General features: G+C 67.9%; 17 protein-coding genes. 3 read left to right on the forward strand and 14 right to left on the reverse strand.

The annotated features are described in order from the left end of the window. The first annotated feature begins 106 nt into the window (after positions 1–106). Positions 107–523, forward strand: a complete 417-nt coding sequence (locus tag CSEG_RS16925; RefSeq protein ID WP_013080450.1) for an organic hydroperoxide resistance protein — start codon at positions 107–109, stop codon at positions 521–523. Between the two features lie 10 nt (positions 524–533). Beyond that, positions 534–980 carry a MarR family winged helix-turn-helix transcriptional regulator gene (locus tag CSEG_RS16930; protein WP_013080451.1) on the forward strand — a complete coding sequence of 149 codons (447 nt, stop codon included), beginning with the start codon at positions 534–536 and terminating at the stop codon, positions 978–980. Between the two features lie 4 nt (positions 981–984). Here the strand turns inward: CSEG_RS16930 and CSEG_RS16935 are convergent, their stop codons facing one another. The 3 genes from CSEG_RS16935 to CSEG_RS16945 all read right to left on the reverse strand — a co-directional run bounded on the left by CSEG_RS16935 (position 985) and on the right by CSEG_RS16945 (position 2,714). Beyond that, positions 985–1,431, reverse strand: a complete 447-nt coding sequence (locus CSEG_RS16935) for a DUF4282 domain-containing protein (RefSeq protein WP_407642775.1) — start codon at positions 1,429–1,431, stop codon at positions 985–987. Positions 1,432–1,502: 71 nt separating this feature from the next. After that, on the reverse strand, positions 1,503–2,018 hold the full coding sequence (locus CSEG_RS16940; protein ID WP_013080453.1) for a hypothetical protein: 516 nt from the start codon (positions 2,016–2,018) through the stop codon (positions 1,503–1,505). An 81-nt stretch (positions 2,019–2,099) separates the two neighbouring features. Continuing rightward, complete coding sequence (locus CSEG_RS16945) at positions 2,100–2,714, reverse strand: TetR/AcrR family transcriptional regulator (protein WP_013080454.1); 615 nt, start codon at positions 2,712–2,714, stop codon at positions 2,100–2,102. A 117-nt stretch (positions 2,715–2,831) separates the two neighbouring features. Here CSEG_RS16945 and CSEG_RS16950 point away from each other — a divergent pair, with 117 nt between their 5' ends. Continuing rightward, positions 2,832–4,160, forward strand: a complete 1,329-nt coding sequence (locus tag CSEG_RS16950) for an oxygenase MpaB family protein (protein ID WP_013080455.1) — start codon at positions 2,832–2,834, stop codon at positions 4,158–4,160. A gap of 39 nt (positions 4,161–4,199) precedes the next feature. Here the strand turns inward: CSEG_RS16950 and CSEG_RS16955 are convergent, their stop codons facing one another. The 11 genes from CSEG_RS16955 to CSEG_RS23005 all read right to left on the reverse strand — a co-directional run bounded on the left by CSEG_RS16955 (position 4,200) and on the right by CSEG_RS23005 (position 17,924). Then, positions 4,200–5,243 (reverse strand): NAD(P)-dependent alcohol dehydrogenase, encoded by a 1,044-nt coding sequence (locus CSEG_RS16955; RefSeq protein ID WP_013080456.1) that lies wholly within the window; start codon positions 5,241–5,243, stop codon positions 4,200–4,202. Between the two features lie 138 nt (positions 5,244–5,381). Next, positions 5,382–7,484 (reverse strand): flagellar biosynthesis protein FlhA, encoded by a 2,103-nt coding sequence (gene flhA, locus CSEG_RS16960; protein ID WP_013080457.1) that lies wholly within the window; start codon positions 7,482–7,484, stop codon positions 5,382–5,384. Positions 7,485–7,622: 138 nt separating this feature from the next. Continuing rightward, entirely contained in the window at positions 7,623–8,990 is a 1,368-nt protein-coding gene (flbD, locus tag CSEG_RS16965) for a sigma-54-dependent transcriptional regulator FlbD (RefSeq protein WP_013080458.1), read from the reverse strand. 67 nt (positions 8,991–9,057) lie between these two features. Beyond that, entirely contained in the window at positions 9,058–9,390 is a 333-nt protein-coding gene (fliN, locus tag CSEG_RS16970) for a flagellar motor switch protein FliN (protein WP_013080459.1), read from the reverse strand. Between the two features lie 15 nt (positions 9,391–9,405). Further along, positions 9,406–10,044, reverse strand: a complete 639-nt coding sequence (locus CSEG_RS16975) for a FliH/SctL family protein (RefSeq protein ID WP_013080460.1) — start codon at positions 10,042–10,044, stop codon at positions 9,406–9,408. Between the two features lie 10 nt (positions 10,045–10,054). Further along, positions 10,055–11,071 carry a flagellar motor switch protein FliG gene (gene fliG / locus CSEG_RS16980; protein ID WP_013080461.1) on the reverse strand — a complete coding sequence of 339 codons (1,017 nt, stop codon included), beginning with the start codon at positions 11,069–11,071 and terminating at the stop codon, positions 10,055–10,057. Positions 11,072–11,076: 5 nt separating this feature from the next. Continuing rightward, complete coding sequence (gene fliF, locus CSEG_RS16985; RefSeq protein ID WP_041538353.1) at positions 11,077–12,729, reverse strand: flagellar basal-body MS-ring/collar protein FliF; 1,653 nt, start codon at positions 12,727–12,729, stop codon at positions 11,077–11,079. A 265-nt stretch (positions 12,730–12,994) separates the two neighbouring features. Beyond that, a complete protein-coding gene (gene sciP / locus CSEG_RS16990; RefSeq protein WP_013080463.1) occupies positions 12,995–13,276 on the reverse strand; it encodes a CtrA inhibitor SciP in 282 nt (93 codons plus the stop codon). Positions 13,277–13,443: 167 nt separating this feature from the next. After that, a complete protein-coding gene (gene flgE, locus CSEG_RS16995) occupies positions 13,444–15,207 on the reverse strand; it encodes a flagellar hook protein FlgE (RefSeq protein WP_013080464.1) in 1,764 nt (587 codons plus the stop codon). A gap of 119 nt (positions 15,208–15,326) precedes the next feature. After that, entirely contained in the window at positions 15,327–16,055 is a 729-nt protein-coding gene (locus tag CSEG_RS17000) for a flagellar hook assembly protein FlgD (protein WP_013080465.1), read from the reverse strand. A 9-nt stretch (positions 16,056–16,064) separates the two neighbouring features. Continuing rightward, positions 16,065–17,924, reverse strand: a complete 1,860-nt coding sequence (locus tag CSEG_RS23005) for a flagellar hook-length control protein FliK (RefSeq protein ID WP_013080466.1) — start codon at positions 17,922–17,924, stop codon at positions 16,065–16,067. Positions 17,925–17,930 lie beyond the last annotated feature (6 nt).

A 17,930-nucleotide genomic window follows, 5' to 3' on the forward strand; every position in this document is an offset into this window, starting at 1 on the left:
GGGAGGATTAAAACGATCGCGCGCGATCTTTTCTACGGCGCCGCTCTTGAAGTTATATCGTGCACGATTAAATCGTTCACATCATTCGAGAGCGAGGAGTTTCGCCATGACCACCCTCTACACCACCCGCGCCACCGTCGTCGGCGGCCGCGAAGGCCACGCCCGCAGCGAAGACGGCCTGCTGGACGTGCAACTGTCGATGCCCAAGTCGCTGGGCGGCAAGGAGACCGGCACGAACCCCGAGCAGCTGTTCGCGGCCGGCTACGCCGCCTGCTTCCAGAGCGCCATGGGCCATGTCGCCCGTACGCAGAAGATCCCGCTGACCGGCTCGACCGTGACCGGCCAAGTCAGCCTCGCCAGCGCCGGCGCGGGCTTCGCGCTGGAAGTCGCCCTCGAAGTCGAGACCCAAGGCCTCAGCCAGGCCGACGCCGAAGCCCTGGTCGCCACGGCTCACCAGGTCTGCCCCTACTCCAACGCCACGCGCGGCAATGTCGACGTGGCCATCAGCGTCAAGGCGGCGTAAGCCAGTCGACATGACAGAGAAATCCGCGTCATCCGAAAGCCCTGTCGAGGTCCTGCGCCTCGACAACCAGCTGTGCTTCGCCCTCTACGGCGCGGCCAACCGGATGACGCGGCTCTATCGGCCGATCCTGGACGCCCTGGGCCTGACCTATCCGCAGTATCTGGCGATGCTGGTGCTGTGGGAGCGGAGCCCGCGCACGGTCGGGGCTTTGGGCGATGCGCTGGACCTTGATTCCAGCACCCTGACCCCGCTGCTCAAGCGGCTGGAGGCCGGCGGCCTTGTTGAGCGCCATCGCGATCCGGACGATGAGCGGCGGGTGATCGTCGCGCTCACCGACAAGGGGCAGGCGCTGCGCGAGCAGGCCGCGAGCGTTCCGGAAAAGCTCTTCTGCGCGCTGAACCTGCCGCTGGAGACGCTGACGACCCTGCGCGAGCGACTGAAGACCTTGGCCCGCTGACGGGTCAGTCCTGAGAGGCGGGCGCTTCGGCCGGCTGGGCCTGACGACGCGCCAGGAAGGCCGCGTGGTCGGCGTCGCTGGTCTGGCGCAGGGCCCGCAGGTCCTCGCTGATGCGGAAGATGGCGACGTAGAACTCGCAGAACGCCCGCCACAGCAGAACGAGCGCGCCGGCGACCAGCAGGCCGGCGATCAGAACGGGGAAGGCCAGCAGCAGAGAGCCGACGCCGGGCTCCTTCAGCGCCAGACCCACGGCGGCGCCGACAACGGAAAAGCCGAACAGGGCCACGACGCCGAGGCCCGCCCAATAGATGAAGTGAATCACCGGCCCGGTGACCAGGCGATCGAACGTCAGAAGATCCCAAAGCAGCGAGTTGGACCCACGCTTGGTCTTATTGGCCGGAGGCATACTGGAACCCCAAGTCGGCGGAGAACCGCCCCTTTGCAAGGCCATCGCTAGCAGCGAGAAGCCCGCTCGGCAATGCCGAGCGGGCCCACGTCATCATCGTCGTGAAGGACGATGCGCTACTGCGGCTTGGCGCCGGCGACGGTGGCGTCGATCTGAGCCTTGGTGGCCGTGGTCGAGACGCTGCCGTCCGCGCCCGCGCTCAGGCTGTTGCCCGGCAGGGCGAACTTCACGCCACCGTTGGTGACGATCACGTTGGTCGAACCGTCGGCGCCGGTGCTGGTGCCGCTGATCTGGCCGACCGGCACGCCCTGGGCGTCCTTCACGGCCGAACCGACCTTGAAGCTGGCGACATTGGCCGAGCTTGGGGTCGCGGCGCTATCGGCGGTGCTCGCCGAAGGCGAGGTCATCGAGGAACCCGGCGCGGCCGAGGTCGCCCCCGGGGTCGTCGTGGTCTGGTCCGGCGTGGTCGTCTGGCCGGGAGGCGTCTGACCCGGCGCGGTCGGCGCGGTGGCCGCGCCCGTCGTGGGCGAGCCCATCGGGGTCGAGCCGGTCGAAGTGGTGCTCTGGGCATAGGCGGCGCCGGCGAACGTCAGGGACGCGGCGGCGGCGAGCAAGGCGATCTTGTTGGTCATGTTCACTCTCCGTCGGGGCCCCTCCGGCGGAAACAACGTGACCTTGTCGCCCCCGGTTCCGTCGAAGAGTCGACGCAAACTCTACCGAGACGCGCTTTTTGTGACGGCCAGCGCGGAAATGTAGCTTTCCATCAACCGCACCAGCTCGTCCTCCAGCCGCTGGGGATCGAGCGCCAGGTCCAGCTCGACCGTCGCAGCGCGCAGCAGGCCGACGACGGCGTGGGTCAACACGAACCCGGCCTCCGGCGACAGGTCGAAGCCCAACACCGCCTTGCCGGCGATGGCCGCGAAGAAGGATTGGTGATGGCGCGCCATCACCGCTTCGCCCTCGTCCAGCAGCAGGGCGTCCAGAAGCGCGCGCCGCGTGCCGGGGGAGCCTTCGAAAGCCGTCGCTAGCGTTCGCACGATCAGCCGCACCGCGCCCAGCTCCGGACGGTCGATGACAAGCTGAGCGATCCGCTCGCGGGCGGCCTCGGCGCGACGGTGCGCCAGCGCCGCCAGGATCGCCTGCTTGCCACCGAAGTACTGGTAAAGCGTGCCGACGCTGACCCCCGCCCGCTCGGCGATGTGGTTGGTGGTCAAGGCCTCGGCGCCGTCGCGCTCCAGAAGTTGAAAGGTCGCTTCGAGAATGGCTTCGACCGTGGCCTCGGAACGCGACTGCCTTGGCGTTCGCCTTGTTTTTTCAGGGACTTGCATCCGCGTCGCACCGCCTTTCCGTATCAGGGCCAAGGCGAGTAGCCTGGGCCCACGGGAGGCTTAACCTATGATGCGAAAGCGGGATCCGTCACGGGTCCGCAACGTCACGAGGATCAGATGAACACGCCGCTGGACCAGGTCCTGGCCAAGGTCGCCTCGCAGAAGACCGCCCTGCCCGAGCTCTATGGCGACATCGACTTCGACGTCACCCCCGAGCGGTTCACGACCGACCCCAGGGCCAGCGTCGCGCCAAGGCTGGCGAGGGCCAAGCTCGATCCGGACAAGATCGCCCTGATCAAGGCTTACACGATGCTGGGCGACGTCGTGGCCGACGCCTACGCCGCCCTGATGCCGCGCTACGGGTTCCGGCCGCTGGTCGCCATGCTGACGAAGGCCTGCGACGAGGGGGTCGCGGCCGTGCCTGACGCCCCGCCGGAACTGGCCGCCTTCATCGCCGACATGGAGCGCGTCCCCGAGTGGCTGGACATGGACCTGGTCCGCGAGGGCCAGCGCCTGGACCGCAACGCCGCGGCCAACCTCGGCCCCTTTGCGATCCGCGGCGCGTTCATCGCCACCTTCATGAACAAGTACGCCGCCCTGCCGATGGCGCTCACGGGGACACTGTCAAATGACACCGCCGCGCGCCGGGTCAACGAGACGGCGACCTTCTTCACCTCCACCCTGCTGCCGGGCTCGCTGGAACGACATGGCGCAGGCTTCCGGGCGGCGGCCATGGTGCGGCTGATGCACTCGATGGTGCGGTTCAACGCGCTGAAGCGCTCCAACCGCTGGGACGTCGGCGTCTACGGGATCCCGATCCCGCAGGTCGACCAGATGCCGGCCGGCCTGATCCCGATCTTCCTGATGAGCTACAAGATCGTCGGCGAAGGCCGAAAGACCTTCACCGCCGAGGAGCGCGCGCGGGTCGAGCTGGCTCGCTATCGCTGCTTCCTGCTGGGTCTGCCGGAAGACCTGCTGGCCGACACGCCGCAGGGGGTGGTTGACACCATGAACGCCCGCAGCGCCACCCTGCGCGCCGGCTTCGACGACGCCACTTGCGGGGAGCTGGTCCGCGCGACGCTCAGCGCCTACCTGCCGCCCGACGAGCGGCCCGAGAACCGCCTGTTCGACCAGGTCGAACGCGGCTTCTCCAAGGTCTTCTTCCTGCGCAACTTCATGAACGGAGACGTGGCGGCCGCGCGGCGCATGGGGGTCGAGATCGGCCCGCGCGACTTCATGCTGTTTGGCCTGGTGGCGCTGCTGGTGACCAGCCAGCTGACCGCCTATCGCCTGGCGAGGCGCGTGCCCGGGCTTTCCGAAATCGCCGACGCACGGCTCGTGGGACGGCTGAAGCGACAGCTGAAGCGCTACGGCCACGCCGAGTTCACCTCGGACGCCGAGAAATACCGGCCGACCACCGGGGCCAAGCCGGCGGCGGCGGCCTAGGGGACGGGCCCGCGTTGAGCGGGCCCGTCCACCAAGCGCTTACAGCGTCGCCATGTCGATCACGAAGCGATAGCGCACGTCGCTCTTGTGCATGCGCTTGTAGGCCTCGTTGATCTGGTCGATCGAGATGGTCTCGATGTCGGCGACGATGTTGTTCTCGCCGCAGAAGTCGAGCATCTCCTGGGTCTCCTTGATCGAGCCGATCATCGAGCCGGCCAGAGTGCGGCGACCAGGGATCAGGGCGAAGGCGTTCAGCGGCACCGGCTCTTCGGGCGCGCCGACGATCACCATGGTCCCGTCGACCTTCAGCAGGGCCAGGTACGCGCCCCAGTCCAGCGGCGAGGAGACCGTGCAGATCAGCAGGTCGAACGTGTCGGCCAGGGTCTCGAACGTCTTCGGGTCGTTGGTGGCGTAATAGTGATCCGCGCCCAGGCGCAGGCCGTCGGCCTGCTTGGACAGGGTCTGGCTCAGCACCGTGACCTCGGCGCCCATGGCGTGGGCCAGCTTCACCCCCATGTGGCCCAGGCCGCCCATGCCGAGGATCGCGACCTTCTTGCCGGGACCCGCGTTCCAGTGGCGCAACGGCGAGTAGAGCGTGATGCCCGCGCACAGCAGCGGCGCGGCGGCGTCCAGCGGCAGGTTCTCCGGGATCGACAGGACGTAGTCTTCCTTGACCACGATGTGGTCGGAATAGCCGCCGTAGGTCGGGGTGTCCGAACCCGGCTCGAAGGCGCTGTAGGTCAGCACCAAGCCCGGTTGATACTGCTCGCGGTCGAGGTCGCGGGCGGCCTTGCAAGTCACGCAGCTGTCGACGAAGCAGCCGACGCCGACAGGGTCGCCTTCCTTGAACTTGGTGACATTGGCGCCGACGGCGGTGACCACGCCGGCGATCTCATGGCCGGGCACGATCGGATAGACGCTCTGGCCCCAGCCGTTGTCGACCATGTGGATGTCGGAATGGCAGACGCCGCAGTACTTGATCGAGATGACGACGTCGTCGGGATTGGGGTCGCGGCGCTCGAACGTGAACGGCGCCAGGGGCGCGCCGGCGGCGGGCGCCGCGTAGCCTTTAGCGGTGGCCATGGGGATATTCCTTGGATGTGGAGATCGCGGTCGGGGAGGATCGCGTGCGGAATGTTTGCCATATGGGGCCGCGACAGCGGTAGACCAATCTGCCGGCCCGATTGCACGATCCTACAGAGATCGTGGGCGGCTTCAGACCTACACCATCCCCACCGTGCGCAGGCGCGCGCGAGGGTGGATCTCGTTCTGGCTCATCACCACGGTCTGGCCGCGGAAGCGCTCGATGATCGAGCGGACGTAAGGCCGCACGCCGGGGCTGGTCAGCAGGACGGGAGCCTCACCGGCCAGGGCCGCGCGCTCGAAGGCGTCGCGGACGCCGCGGATGAAGTCCTGCAGGCGCGAGGGCGGCAGGGCCAGCTGCTTGTCGTCGCCGGGGCCGATCAGGCTTTCGGCGAAGGCCTGCTCCCAGTCGGCCGACAGGGTGATGATCGGCAAGGCGCCGTCGTCGCCGCGATTGGCCCAGCACAGTTGGCGGGCCAGGCGGGCGCGGACCTGCTCGACCAACTGGGTGACCGAGGCGGTGTGCGGGGCGGCCTCGCCGATGCCTTCCAGGATCTGCGGCAGGTCACGGATCGACACCCGCTCGCGCAGCAGCGACTGAAGCACGCGCTGGACGGTGGTGGCCGTGGCCGTGCCCGGGATCAGGTCGTCGACGAGCTTCCTCTGAGTCTCGGGAAGCTCTTTCAGCAGCTTCTGGACCTCGGAATAGGACAGCAGGTCGGCCATATTCTCCTTGAGGATCTCGGTCAGGTGCGTGGTCAGCACCGTGGCCGGATCCACGACCGTGTAGCCGCGGAAGGTGGCTTCCTCGCGCAGGTCGTCGGCGATCCAGGTGGCCGGCAGGCCGAAGGCCGGCTCGCGCACGTGCTCGCCTGGCAGCTCGACCTGGCCGCCGCGCGGGTCCATGCACATCAGCATGCCCAGCCGCACCTCGCCGGCGCCGGCCTCCATCTCCTTGATCCGGATGGCGTAGCCCTGGTTCGCCAGGCGCATGTTGTCCAGGATGCGGACCGGCGGCATGACGAAGCCGAACTCGCTGGCCAGGGTCTTGCGCAGGGCGCGGATCTGGTCGGTCAGCTTGCGGCCGTCCAGGTCGTTGATCAGGGTCAGCAGGCCGTAGCCCAGCTCGATCTTGACGTCGTCGATGGCCAGGGAGGCGCTGATCGGCTCCTCTTCGGCCTCGGTCGGCGCGGCCGCCTCGAGGGCCGCGGGATCTACGGCCTTGGGCGCCTTGGCGTCCTGGATGCGCTTGTAGGCCAGAGCGCCGGCGCCGATCGCCACGGCCGCGAACGGGAGGATCGGCATGCCCGGGATCAAGGCCATCACGCCCGACGAGGCCGAGACCATGCCCAGCCCGACCGGGTTCATGGCCAGCTGGGTGGTCAGGGCCTTGTCGGCCGAGCCTTCGACCCCGGCCTTGGAGACGACCATGCCGGCGGCGATCGAGATGACCAGGGCCGGGATCTGGCTGACCAGGCCGTCGCCGATGGTCATGATGGTGTAGGTCGAAGCCGCCTCGCCGATCGGCAGCTTGTGCTGCGCGACGCCGATGATGATGCCGCCGACGATGTTGATCGCCGTGATGATCAGGCCGGCGATCGCGTCGCCCTTCACGAACTTGCTGGCGCCGTCCATGGCCCCGAAGAACGTGCTTTCCTGCTCCAGCTCCTTGCGGCGAAGCTTGGCGCCTTCCTGGTCGATCAGACCCGTCGACAGGTCGGCGTCGATCGCCATCTGCTTGCCGGGCATGGCGTCCAGGGTGAAGCGGGCCGCCACTTCGGCGATCCGGCCCGAACCCTTGGTCACGACCATGAAGTTCACGACGATCAGGATGACGAAGACAATCACCCCGATGACGAAGTTGCCCTGCATCATCAGGTGACCGAAGGCCTCGATGACCGCGCCGGCCCCGCCGGTGCCTTCCTGGCCGTGGCCCAGGATCAGGCGGGTCGAGGCGATGTTCAGGCCAAGCCTGTACAGCGTCGCGACCAGCAGGACGGTCGGGAACGAGGTGAACTCCAGCGGCCGCTTGATCAGGATCGCCGTCATCAGGATCAGCACCGATCCCGTCAGCGAAATGGCCAGCAACAGGTCCAGCAAGAAGGCCGGAACCGGCAGGATCAGCAGGACGATGATGCCGACGACGCCCAGCGCCAGGCCCATCTCGCCGCGCAGCAGGCCGTCGACCAGCGACTTGGCGCTGGGCATCGAGCTTGCGGTCGGGGCGGCGGCGTCGGCCATTCGGAACCTTGGAACGGTGAAGGTCTAGCGGACCAGCGATTGAAGCGATTTGCGGTCCGTCGCCATATCCTTAGTAAAAATTAGCCATGTTCGGCGCCGGACCGATGGTCGCGGCGCCGCGACATGTCGCCACCTGACCTAAGCGGCGGCGCCGATCCCGCCCTGGGGCGGCGGCACCGGAACGCCGGCGTCGGAATATTCCTTCAGCTTGTTGCGCAGCGTGCGGATCGAGATGCCCAGGATGTTGGCCGCATGGGTACGGTTGCCCAGGCAGTGCTCCAGGGTGTCGATGATCAGCTTCTGCTCGACCTCGGCCACGGTGGAGCCGACGAAGGCGCGCGAGGCGGCGTCGGCCGCCATCTGGGCGCCTCGAGCGACCGCGACGTCCGGGGCCGGCGCCATCGGCTGGCCGTCGGGCAGGCGGATGGCGAACTCCTCGATCTCCGGACCGGTCGACAGCAGCACGGCGCGGTGCATGGCGTTTTCCAGCTCGCGGACGTTGCCCGGCCAGCGGTGGGCGATCAGGCGGCGCTTGGCCTCGGCCGAGATCGGCTTTTCCTGGATGCCGTTGGCGGCCGAATACTTCTTCACGAAGAACTCGCACAGGCTCAGCACGTCGGCCGGACGCTCGCGCAGCGGCGGCAGGCGCAGGTTCACGACGTTCAGGCGATAGAGCAGGTCCTCGCGGAACGTGCCGTCCTTCACGGCCTGGGCCAGGTCGCGGTTGGAGGTGGCGAGGATGCGGATGTCGACCTTCACCGGCTTGGCGCCGCCGACGCGGTCGATCTCGCGCTCCTGGATGGCGCGCAGCAGCTTGGCCTGCAGGCGGGCGTCCATCTCGCTGATTTCGTCCAGCAGCAGCGTGCCGCCGTTGGCTTCCTCGAACTTGCCGATGCGGCGGGCCATGGCGCCGGTGAAGGCGCCCTTCTCGTGGCCGAACAGTTCGCTTTCCAGCAGGTTCTCGGGGATGGCCGCGCAGTTGACCGAGATGAACGGCGCCTTGGCCCGGCGGGACTTGCCGTGGACGTAGCGGGCCATGACCTCTTTACCCGAACCGCTTTCGCCGGTGATCAGGATCGAAGCGTCTGAGGGGGCGACCTGGTCGGCCAGCTTGATGACCTGCTCCATGGCCGGATCGCGGACGATCATCGGCCGCTCGTCGTCGGTCACGGCGGCCAGCACCGCGGCGATCAGCTCGGCGTCTGGCGGAAGCGGGATGAACTCCTTGGCGCCAGCCTTGATGGCCGCCGCGGCGCGCATCGGATCGGCGTCGACCCCGCAGGCCACCACCGGCACCCGGATCCGCTCGGCCTCGTTGGCGGCGATCAGGCCGGCGATGTCGAGCGCGTAGTCGACCATCAGGAGGTCGGCGCCCTGCCCCGCGCGCAGCGCGTTGGTCGCCTGCTCCGTCGTTTCGACGTGCGAGACCTTGGCCCCCGCGTTCATCGCCATCTTCACGGCGACCGAGAGCTGCCCGTTCAGTTTTCCGACGACCAGAAGCCGCATCTCTTACTCTCCCGAAGCCCTTCCGAGGGAAGAACCCAAATCCCTGAATTCGCTGGCGTTCAGAACCTTAGTTCTGGTCGCCGTCCTTGATGATTTCCGTCATGGTCACGCCCAGGCGTTCGTCGACGACGACGACCTCGCCCCGGGCGACCAAGCGGTTGTTGACGTAGATGTCGATCGCCTCGCCGACCTTGCGGTCCAGCTCCAGGATCGAGCCCTGGCCCAGCTGCAGCAGCTGAGCCACCGACATGTGGGCGCGGCCCAGCACGGCCGAGATGTTGACCGGGACGTCGAAGACCGGCGCCAGGTCGGAGGCGGTCTTGTCGGCGATCTCGACCGGCATTTCGGAGGCCAGCATCGAGCCGCCGAATTCGTCGAGCGTGAGATTGTCTTCGGCCATCGGGGTCAGCCTCGCTTATGAAAACATGGGTTCGGCGTGGAGGCCTTCGGCGGCGATCGCCGCCTCCAGCGTTTCGGCGACGCGCAGGGCGGCGCCGTCTGGATCAAAGGCCGCGCGGCCCTCGCCCCAGTCGAAGGTGAAGGCGGCTCGCGCCATCGCGCCGTCGGCGCGGGCGACGATCTGGCCCTGGTAGCCGATCTGGGCGGCGACGGCCTCCAGCGCCTGCTGGGTGCGCTCTTCCATCTCGGGCGCGACGCGGACGAAGATGCGAGGCTGGGCCTCGACCTCGCGGGCCAGGGCTTCGAGGGCGGCGACGACCGGCGCCTCGGGGAAATGGGTGAGGGCCGCGTCGGCGATCTTGCGCCCACAGGCCAGGGCCAGCATGGCGGCGCCCTCGCGGTGCTCGTGGGCGACCTGGGCCAAGGCGCCGAACGCTTCGCGCACGGCGTCGGCGATGTCGGCCAGGGCGTGGGCGGCTTCCTGCTCGGCGCGCGCCACGGCCGAGCGTTCGCCCTCGGCATAGGCCTGGGCCTTGGCCGCCTCGACCTCTTCCAGGGTGAAGTTCTTCTTCACCCTCGGCGGTTCGTAGGCGACGCCGCCACGGTCGTCGAAGACCGTGTCGAAGGCGAATTTGCGAGGGGGGGTGTCGATCATGCCATCCGCCTCAGTAGATCAGCTCGTCTTCGCTGCCCGAGCCGGCCAGCATGATCTCGCCCTTGGCGGCGAGGTCCTTGGCGACCTGGACCATGCCCACCTGGGCGCCGTCGACGTCCTTCAGGCGCACGGGGCCCATGCTCTCCATGTCCTCGCGCATGATCTTGGCCGCGCGCTCGGACATGTTCGAGAAGAACATGTCGCGCAGCTTGTCCGAGGCGCCCTTCAGCGCCAGGGCCAGTTGCTCCTTCGGCGTGCTGCGCAGCAGGGTCTGAACGCCGCCGGGGTCCAGTTTCGACAGGTCCTCGAACACGAACATCAGGGCCCGGATGCGCTCGGCGGCCTCGCGGTTGCGCTCTTCCAGGGCGGCGATGAAGCGCGCCTCGGTCTGACGGTCGAAGTTGTTGAAGATCTCCGCCATCATCTCGTGGCTGTCGCGCTTGGAGGTGCGCGCCAGGTTCGACATGAACTCGGTCCGCAGGGTCATCTCGATCTTGTCGAGGATTTCCCGCTGCACCGGCTCCATGCGGAGCATCCGCGTCACGCATTCCAGGGCGAAGTCTTCAGGCAGGCAGGCCAGCACGCGGGCGGCGTGGTCGCTCTTCACCTTCGAGAGCACGACGGCGACGGTCTGCGGGTACTCGTTCTTCAGATAGTTGGCGAGCACGGCCTCGTTCACGTTGCCGAGCTTGTCCCACATGGTTCGACCCGCGGGACCGCGGATTTCCTCCATCAGGGCGTCGACCTTGTCGGCCGGCATGAACGACGCCAGCAGGCGCTGGGTCTGTTCGTACGAACCCATGATCGCGCCGGTGGAGCTCATGCCCGACACGAACTCGACCAGCAGGTCTTCGACCACCGAGGCCGAGACCGTGCCCAGGCCCGCCATGGCCTGCGAGACTTCCTTGATTTCCTCGTCGTCGAGGGCTTCCCAGATGCGCGTGTGATCCTCGCCCAGAGCCAGCAGCACGATGGCCGCCTTTTCAGGACCCGAGAGCTTCTTGACGTCGTTGACCGCGACTTTCATGGCCGTCAGCTCGACTCATGGAGCCAGTTGCGCAGGATCGCGACCGACTCTTCGGGGTGTTTTTCGACGAACTCAGACACGCGCTTGATCGACGACGCCTTCACCTGGCCTTCGATCTTGGCGATGTCGATCCGCTGGTCGATGTCGCTGACGGGGCCGGCGATGGCGAGGGGCTCGCCGCTCTCGTCGACCACGACCTGCTGCTGGGTGCCGTCCGACAGGGTGATCATCCGGGTCACCGGCTGGCCCGAGCCGCTGGGCAGGGCGGCCACGACGTTCGGCTCCGACAGGTTCTTGATGAACGGCCGGACCGCGAACAGCAGGATCAGGATGGCCACGATCCCCAAGACGCCCAGCTCGGCGGCGCGCATGATGTCGTTCTTGTCGAAGCCCGACAGAAGGCCCTGCTTCTCGAGGCCTTGATCCTCAGCCTGCGGGAACTTGATGTTCGTGACCTTGACCTGGTCGCCCCGGGCGGCGTCGAAGCCGACGGCTGTCTTCACCAACTCTTCGATCTGCTGGATCTCCTGGGCCGAGCGCGGCGTATAGGCGCCGGGCTTGCCGTCCTTGCCGGGAGGCGCCGTGACGCCGTCGATGGCGACCGCGACGGCGACCTTCTTGATCGTGCCCGGCTCCTGGACGGTGGTCTTCACCGACTTGGAGATCTCGTAGTTGGTGACGCTTTCATTGGCGCCGGCGCGCGAGCCCAGTTGCTGGAAGCCGCCTGCGCCCTGGCCCGGCACGTTGGCGGTCGCCGTCGCGCCCGAATTGTCCTCGTTCTTGTTTTCCTGGCTGTTCGACTCGTTGGTGCTTTCCGAACGGACGACCTGGCCGTCGGGATCGAACCGCTCTTCCTGGGTCGTGACGCGGTTCAGGTCGAGCTCGGCGGTGACGTTGACGCGAGCCTTGCCCGGGCCGAGCACGCCTTCGATCATGTCCTTGACGGTCTTGGCGATGCGCGCCTCGGCCTCGACCTTGCGGTCCTGGGCTTCCTTGCCCGCCAGGCTCTCGTCGCTGGGCGCCGACAGGGTCTTGCCGTGCTGGTCGATGACCGCGACCTTCTCGGCCTTCATGTTCGGGACCGCCGACGAGACCAGGTTCTGGATGGCGTGGACCATGTCGGTCGACGGCTCGCGCGAGCCGACCCCGATGGTGACGGCGGCCGAGGGCTGCTCGGAATCCTCCTCGAACAGCTGGCGCTTGGGCAGGACCAGGTGGACGCGGACGCTGTTGACGCCTTGCATCGCCTTGATCGTGCGCTCCAGCTCGCCCTGCAGGGCGCGCTGGCGGTTCAGTTGCTGGACGAAATCGGTCTGGCCCAGGGCGTTGCCGCCGTCGAAAATCTCGTAGCCGATGGAGCCGGAGCTCACGAGGCCCTTGCCGGCCACCATCAGGCGGGCGCTGGCGACCTTGTCGCGCGGCACCATGATGGTCGAGCCGTCGCCCTTGGTCTCGAACTTAATGCCGGCCTGGCTCAGGGCCTGGGTGACCTCCGAGGCCTCTTTCAGGTCGAGGTTTGAATAGAGCAGCTCATTGGGCTCCTTGCCCATGAACATGATGAGGGCCACCAGCACGGCCACCACGCCGGCGCCGACGCCCAGCATCGCGGCCAACCGACCGACGCCGAACCTCTGAATTGAACCCAGAAAGCTTTCCACGAAGCCCCATCCCCTGATCAACGACCCCGAAGGGGACGCCCGGCGAACGCGAACGAAGCGCGCGTCGGTAGGCAGGATTTACCCAGTACAAGGTAAACGAGGCGTTTATATTTGGCGGTGGAAGCGACGCCATGGGGCGCCAAAACGTCGCGGCCGCGCCCCGGGGGGCGCGGCCGCTGAACGTCGTCAAACCCTTTTGGCGCAAGGCCTTCGAGGTTCTCGATGTGGGCAGGGACGGTCAAGACGACGCACCCCCTGCTCCTTATTAACGGTACTGCTGGATCCGCGTGGTGCGCAGACCCGCCATACCGTGACGATCAATCGACTGCTGCCAAGCGAGGAACTCCTCGTTGGTCAGCTTGTAGCGATCACAAGCCTCGTCCAGCGAGAGCAGGCCACCGCGAACGGCGGCCACGACCTCGGCCTTGCGACGGATGACCCAACGTTGGGTCTCCGGCGGCGGCAAATCGGACAGGGTGAGCGGCGCGCCGGTGGGCCCGATCACATACTTCTCACCCCGGCTGTTCGTGCGCTGCTGCTGCAACATGGCTTTACGCCTTTCCCACAACCATCACTGTTGGAGGCCACTATAGGCGCCGCCTAATAACAGCGGCTTAATCCCAATAGTAAAGAAAGGCCTAAACAAGACGGCTCTTAGCACTCCGTCGTGTCTCAACGTGAGACACGAGTATTAAAGAAGGTTAAATTCCCGGATTAGCGCTTAATATTCAGAAGCTCCTCGAGCATCTGATCTGCCGTCGTGATGATCTTCGACGATGCGGAGTAAGCACGTTGCGTGGTGATCAGGCCCGTGAACTCAGTGGAAAGGTCCACGGTCGAGGCTTCCAAAGTAGAAGGCGCCAGCGAACCGGCGCCGCCCTGGCCTGGAGGCTTCAAGCTGTAGGTGCCGCTCTCGTTGGTGACGCGGTAAGCGTTGCCGTTAACCCCCTTCAGGCCGTTGGGGTTGGAGAAGGTGGCGACCGCGACCTGGGCGATGCGACGGGTGACGCCGTTGTCGAAGATCGCCGAGACGTAACCGTCCTCGTCGACCTCGATGTTGGTCAGGTTGCCGAAGGCCGTGCCGTTGGTGTTGACCGACTGGACGACCGACTGGCTGTTGTACTGGGTCAGGCCGCCGGCCGCGCTGGCCAGGTCGATCTGGACTTCCTGGGTGTCGATACCCAGGGCGTCCGCCCAGGTCGGTTGCTGCACCGCGGGCGGAACCGCCAGGGCCGTGCCCGAGGCCAGCACCGTGATCGAGGTCGGGTTGGTCGTGCCGAACAGGCCGCCGGTGCTCTTGAGCTTGCCGTCGGTGGTGAACTCGATGATGCCGGTGCTGATGAGGCCATTGCCGTTATTGGCCAGGTCGCCCGGCTTGGCGCGCAGTTCGGCGTACCATTGGTTCGGCCCCGGCGCCTTCAGCAGCGACACGGTGACGGTGCGTTGGCCGCCCTTGGAGTCCGAAAGCGGGATCTGGATTTCGAAGTCCGGCTTGACGCCCTTGGTGTTGTCCTTGGCGTAGTCCGACATCGACCAGGTCGACGGATCGTACAGCTTGCCGAGCTTGGCGTCGGCGTCGGTGTCGATGCCCAAGTCGGCCAGCGTGACCGTGGTGGCCGGCGCGCCGGTGTCGATGTCGACCGTGAGGAGAGGCGTGCCCGACGGGCCGGCGGCGGCCTTGGGCTTGATGTTCGAGCTGTTGAGGGCCCCCGTGGCCACGTCGTAGCCGACGATGCCCGTGGCGACGACGACGCCATTTTCCTTGATGTCGACTTGATATTCGTTGTCGCCCGACGCAGCGGGGTTGGCCAAGCCCGTCGAGCTGTAGACCACGTCATAGCTGTGGGTGACGGCGGGCGTGGCGCTGTCCACCACCCCGGTGAAGGAAGGGCTGCCGGCGGTGCCGACCTTGTATGACACGGCGGCGGCGACCGGCTGCTCGGAGCGCAGGTTGGCGTTGATGCCGACGCGGGTCGTCTTCTCGGCCGTGCCGCCGACGGTGCCGACGTTGATCGAAGACAGTTGCATCAGGTCCGACGGGTCGGGCGTGATCGTGCCGGTGACCGGGTCGGCGAGCCAGCCTTGGAGATAGAGGCCGGCGTCGTTGCGCAGGTAGCCCAGGCTGTCCAGCTGGAACGAGCCGGCGCGGGTGAACGAGCGGGTGTCGGCGGCGGTCAGGTTCTCGGGCTTCTCGGTGGCGACGAAGAAACCCGACCCCGAGATCGACAGGTCGAGGTTCGAGGTCGTCGACTGGGTCAGACCCTGCTGGCTGATGAACTGGTGCGTCTGGGCTTTGACGCCGCCGGCGCTGTAGGTCTGGTTCTTGCTGCCCGAGGTCACCAGCGTCGAGAAGTTCGAGCTGGAGCGCTTGTAGCCGACCGTGTTGACGTTGGCGATGTTGTCCGAGATCGCCGCGAGGGCCGAGGAATTGGCGACCAGACCGGAGACGCCGGCGAGCATGGCGCTGTTGATGCTCATAACGGTAATCCTGCGTTGAAGGGGTTCGAGGGTTCAGCGCGGTTTGCGTTTGGATCCTGGGGAAGACCGTCTTCCGAGGATCGCGTCGGCGTCGTTCTGACGCCCGGTCGAAGGGGTGATCAGGCGGCCTTGGAGGTCGTCTGATCGCTGTCGGTGGTCGTAGTGGTGGCGGGGGCGGCGGTGATGCCGATGACGTTGTCGATGGGGATCGCCTGACCGTCGACGATGACCTTGGGCTGGCCGGTGAAGTTGTCGACGGCGGTGACGACGCCTTCGGTGCGGCCCTTGACGTTCGTGACCTTGATGTCCTTGTTGTCGGCGCCGACGGCCTTGACCGAGGCGGTATAGACCCCCCCGTTGGGCAGCTGCGCGCCGGTGTCGTCCTTGCCATCCCAGGTGAGGGTGTGGTCGCCGCTCTTCTGGTCGTCCGGCTTGAGCGTCCGCACGACCTTGCCCGCCGCGTTCTTGATCTCGACGGTCAGCGAGGTCGAGCCGCCCGCCTGGGTCCAGGAGAAGGCCGCCTTGCCGCCTTTCAGGGTGGAGCTGTCGGTGGTCGCGGTGACCTGCTTGCCGATCATCGAGACCCCTTCCGTCAGGCCCGTGCCGGTGTTCATGCCGACCAGGGCCGCCAGCAGGTCGTTGGTGACCAGCTGCTGCTCGACGCCGGTCATCTGGGTGATCTGCTGGGTCATCTGGGTCGTGTCGGTCGGCGACAGCGGATCCTGGTTCTTCAGCTGCGTGGTCAGCAGCTTCAGAAAGGTCTCGGTGTTGCTCGCCATCGACGTCCGGCCGTTGTTGATCCGGTCGAGGACGGAGGTGGTGTTCTGCGAGGAGACAGCGGTGGCCATGGGCGTTTCCTAGATCCGGATGTCCAGGCCGCTGTCGGCGGCCGTCTTCAGGCCGGGCAGCAGGTCGGAGGGGGTGACGACGATCTCTTCCTCGGCGTTCATGGCGGCCTGGAAGGCGCGGCCCGAGAAGGCGCGCTGCCCCTGGTCGTTCCACCCGTCGAAGGCGAAGAAGGCGTTAGGGTTCTGGCCGTTGTTCTGGCTGGAGACGTCGAAGGACAGGGCGTTGTCGGCGACGTTGAAGCCGGCGTCGGCCAGGGCCTGGCGCAGTTCACCCGCCTTGTTGCGCAGTTCATGCGCCGCATGGACGGTGTCGAAGCGCATCGAGGCGGTCAGGGCGCCGTCGCGGGCGATCTCGATCCGCACATCCACCTTGCCCAGGCCGTCCGGCGTCAGGGCGACGTCGAAGCGGGTGGTCTTGGCGTCGGCCCTCTTGACGATCTCGGCCGAAAGGGCGGCGACGGTCTCGGGCGAGCCGCGCACCGGGGCGGCGGCCGCGGCGGGCGCCGACGCGCTGGCGAGCGGTGCGGGCGCCGCCGGCGGAGGCGCCGCGACGGGGGCCGAGGCGCTGGCCGGCGCCGAGGCCTCGATCGCGGCGACATTGGCCGTGTTCGCGGCCTTGGCCTCGCCGCCCACGTCGCCGGTGCTGGCGGCGTCCGCGGCGGCGGCGGCCGTCACGGCCTGGGCGGTCTCGACCGGGACGGCGTCGGCGGCCTTGGCCTGGACCTGATGCGGCGCGGGCGCCTTGGCGGAGTCGACGGACTTGGCGGCCGGAGCCGTTTCGAGCGTCTCAGCGGCGTCGGCCACGACCTCGGCGGCGACGGCTTCGACGGCGACCGGCGCGGCTTCGCTCTCCGAAGCGGCGACAACCGACGCGGCGATCACCGAAGGCGCGACGGACGCGACGGGCGGGGCGACCTGGACCGTCGGCTGGGCGACGGCGGCCTTGGACGCCTCGCTCGCCGTCTTGGCGACCTCGGCGGGCTTGGCCTGAGCCGGGGCCAGCGGATCGAGGGTCGTGTCGACGCCGGCCGGGTCAGCCTGCTCGACGACCGGCGTCGGCGCGACCTCGGCGCCGGCAAGCTTGGAAAGGGCTTCCAGGGCCGCGGCGTCCACGGCGGCGCCCTCCGCGGGCGCTGCCGTGGCGGCGGTCGCCTGGGCGGTCTGGGGCTTGGCCGCCGGGGCCTGGGCGGTCGTCGGCGCGGCTTGGTCGGCGACCTTGGCGAGGGTCGGGACTTCCGCCAGGGCCTCGACCAGCGCCGTAAAGGCGGGCGCGGCTTCGGCCTGGGCGACGGGAGCCTCGACCGCCAGATCGGCGTCCGCCGCCGGCGGTTCGGCCTGGACCGATGCTTGCGCCGGCGCGGCCATCGCCGCGATCAGGGCCGCGGCGGCGGCGGTCTGGGCGGCGGCGTCGATCTGGACCACGTCCTGAGCGACGGCGGCGTCGACGACCTGGTCACCCTTGGCGTCGGCCTTGTCGGGGTTGGCCTCGGCGTCGTCGCCGGCCTCCGTCTTGGTGTCCGCCTTGTCGGCCGTCTTGTCGGATTTAGCGGCTTGGTCCGCCCTGTCGGCGCGGGCGTCCTGGGCCGCGTCGGCCCGGTCTTCGGCGCGGTCGGCCGCGCGATCCGCGGCGCTGGCGTCGGCCTTGGCGGGACGGTCGGCGGGGGCGGGACGGTCGGCGGGCTTGGAGGAACGGACGTCGTCGTCGCGGGAGTCGCTCTTGGACTCGGCGCGCGACGGGGCGCGGGGCGCGTCGTCCTTGCGGCCGGCGATGGCCATCAGGGCGTCGAAGCCGTCATTGGCCGACTTCGCGCCGACGGCCGGGGTCGGCGCGGCGGGAAGAGCGGCGGTGGGTGCGGCGATCGCGGTCATTCGCAG

This window comes from Caulobacter segnis ATCC 21756 (assembly GCF_000092285.1).
GTDB lineage: Bacteria > Pseudomonadota > Alphaproteobacteria > Caulobacterales > Caulobacteraceae > Caulobacter > Caulobacter segnis.

What these genes read in the sequence shown, in the direction of transcription:
- CSEG_RS16925 (WP_013080450.1), top strand. Translation starts at nt 107, where the DNA reads ATGACCACCCTCTACACCACCCGCGCCACCGTCGTCGGCGGCCGCGAA.
- CSEG_RS16930 (WP_013080451.1), top strand. Translation starts at nt 534, where the DNA reads ATGACAGAGAAATCCGCGTCATCCGAAAGCCCTGTCGAGGTCCTGCGC.
- CSEG_RS16935 (WP_407642775.1), bottom strand. Translation starts at nt 1,431, where the DNA reads ATGGCCTTGCAAAGGGGCGGTTCTCCGCCGACTTGGGGTTCCAGTATG.
- CSEG_RS16940 (WP_013080453.1), bottom strand. Translation starts at nt 2,018, where the DNA reads ATGACCAACAAGATCGCCTTGCTCGCCGCCGCCGCGTCCCTGACGTTC.
- CSEG_RS16945 (WP_013080454.1), bottom strand. Translation starts at nt 2,714, where the DNA reads ATGCAAGTCCCTGAAAAAACAAGGCGAACGCCAAGGCAGTCGCGTTCC.
- CSEG_RS16950 (WP_013080455.1), top strand. Translation starts at nt 2,832, where the DNA reads ATGAACACGCCGCTGGACCAGGTCCTGGCCAAGGTCGCCTCGCAGAAG.
- CSEG_RS16955 (WP_013080456.1), bottom strand. Translation starts at nt 5,243, where the DNA reads ATGGCCACCGCTAAAGGCTACGCGGCGCCCGCCGCCGGCGCGCCCCTG.
- flhA (WP_013080457.1), bottom strand. Translation starts at nt 7,484, where the DNA reads ATGGCCGACGCCGCCGCCCCGACCGCAAGCTCGATGCCCAGCGCCAAG.
- flbD (WP_013080458.1), bottom strand. Translation starts at nt 8,990, where the DNA reads ATGCGGCTTCTGGTCGTCGGAAAACTGAACGGGCAGCTCTCGGTCGCC.
- fliN (WP_013080459.1), bottom strand. Translation starts at nt 9,390, where the DNA reads ATGGCCGAAGACAATCTCACGCTCGACGAATTCGGCGGCTCGATGCTG.
- CSEG_RS16975 (WP_013080460.1), bottom strand. Translation starts at nt 10,044, where the DNA reads ATGATCGACACCCCCCCTCGCAAATTCGCCTTCGACACGGTCTTCGAC.
- fliG (WP_013080461.1), bottom strand. Translation starts at nt 11,071, where the DNA reads ATGAAAGTCGCGGTCAACGACGTCAAGAAGCTCTCGGGTCCTGAAAAG.
- sciP (WP_013080463.1), bottom strand. Translation starts at nt 13,276, where the DNA reads ATGTTGCAGCAGCAGCGCACGAACAGCCGGGGTGAGAAGTATGTGATC.
- flgE (WP_013080464.1), bottom strand. Translation starts at nt 15,207, where the DNA reads ATGAGCATCAACAGCGCCATGCTCGCCGGCGTCTCCGGTCTGGTCGCC.
- CSEG_RS17000 (WP_013080465.1), bottom strand. Translation starts at nt 16,055, where the DNA reads ATGGCCACCGCTGTCTCCTCGCAGAACACCACCTCCGTCCTCGACCGG.
- CSEG_RS23005 (WP_013080466.1), bottom strand. Translation starts at nt 17,924, where the DNA reads ATGACCGCGATCGCCGCACCCACCGCCGCTCTTCCCGCCGCGCCGACC.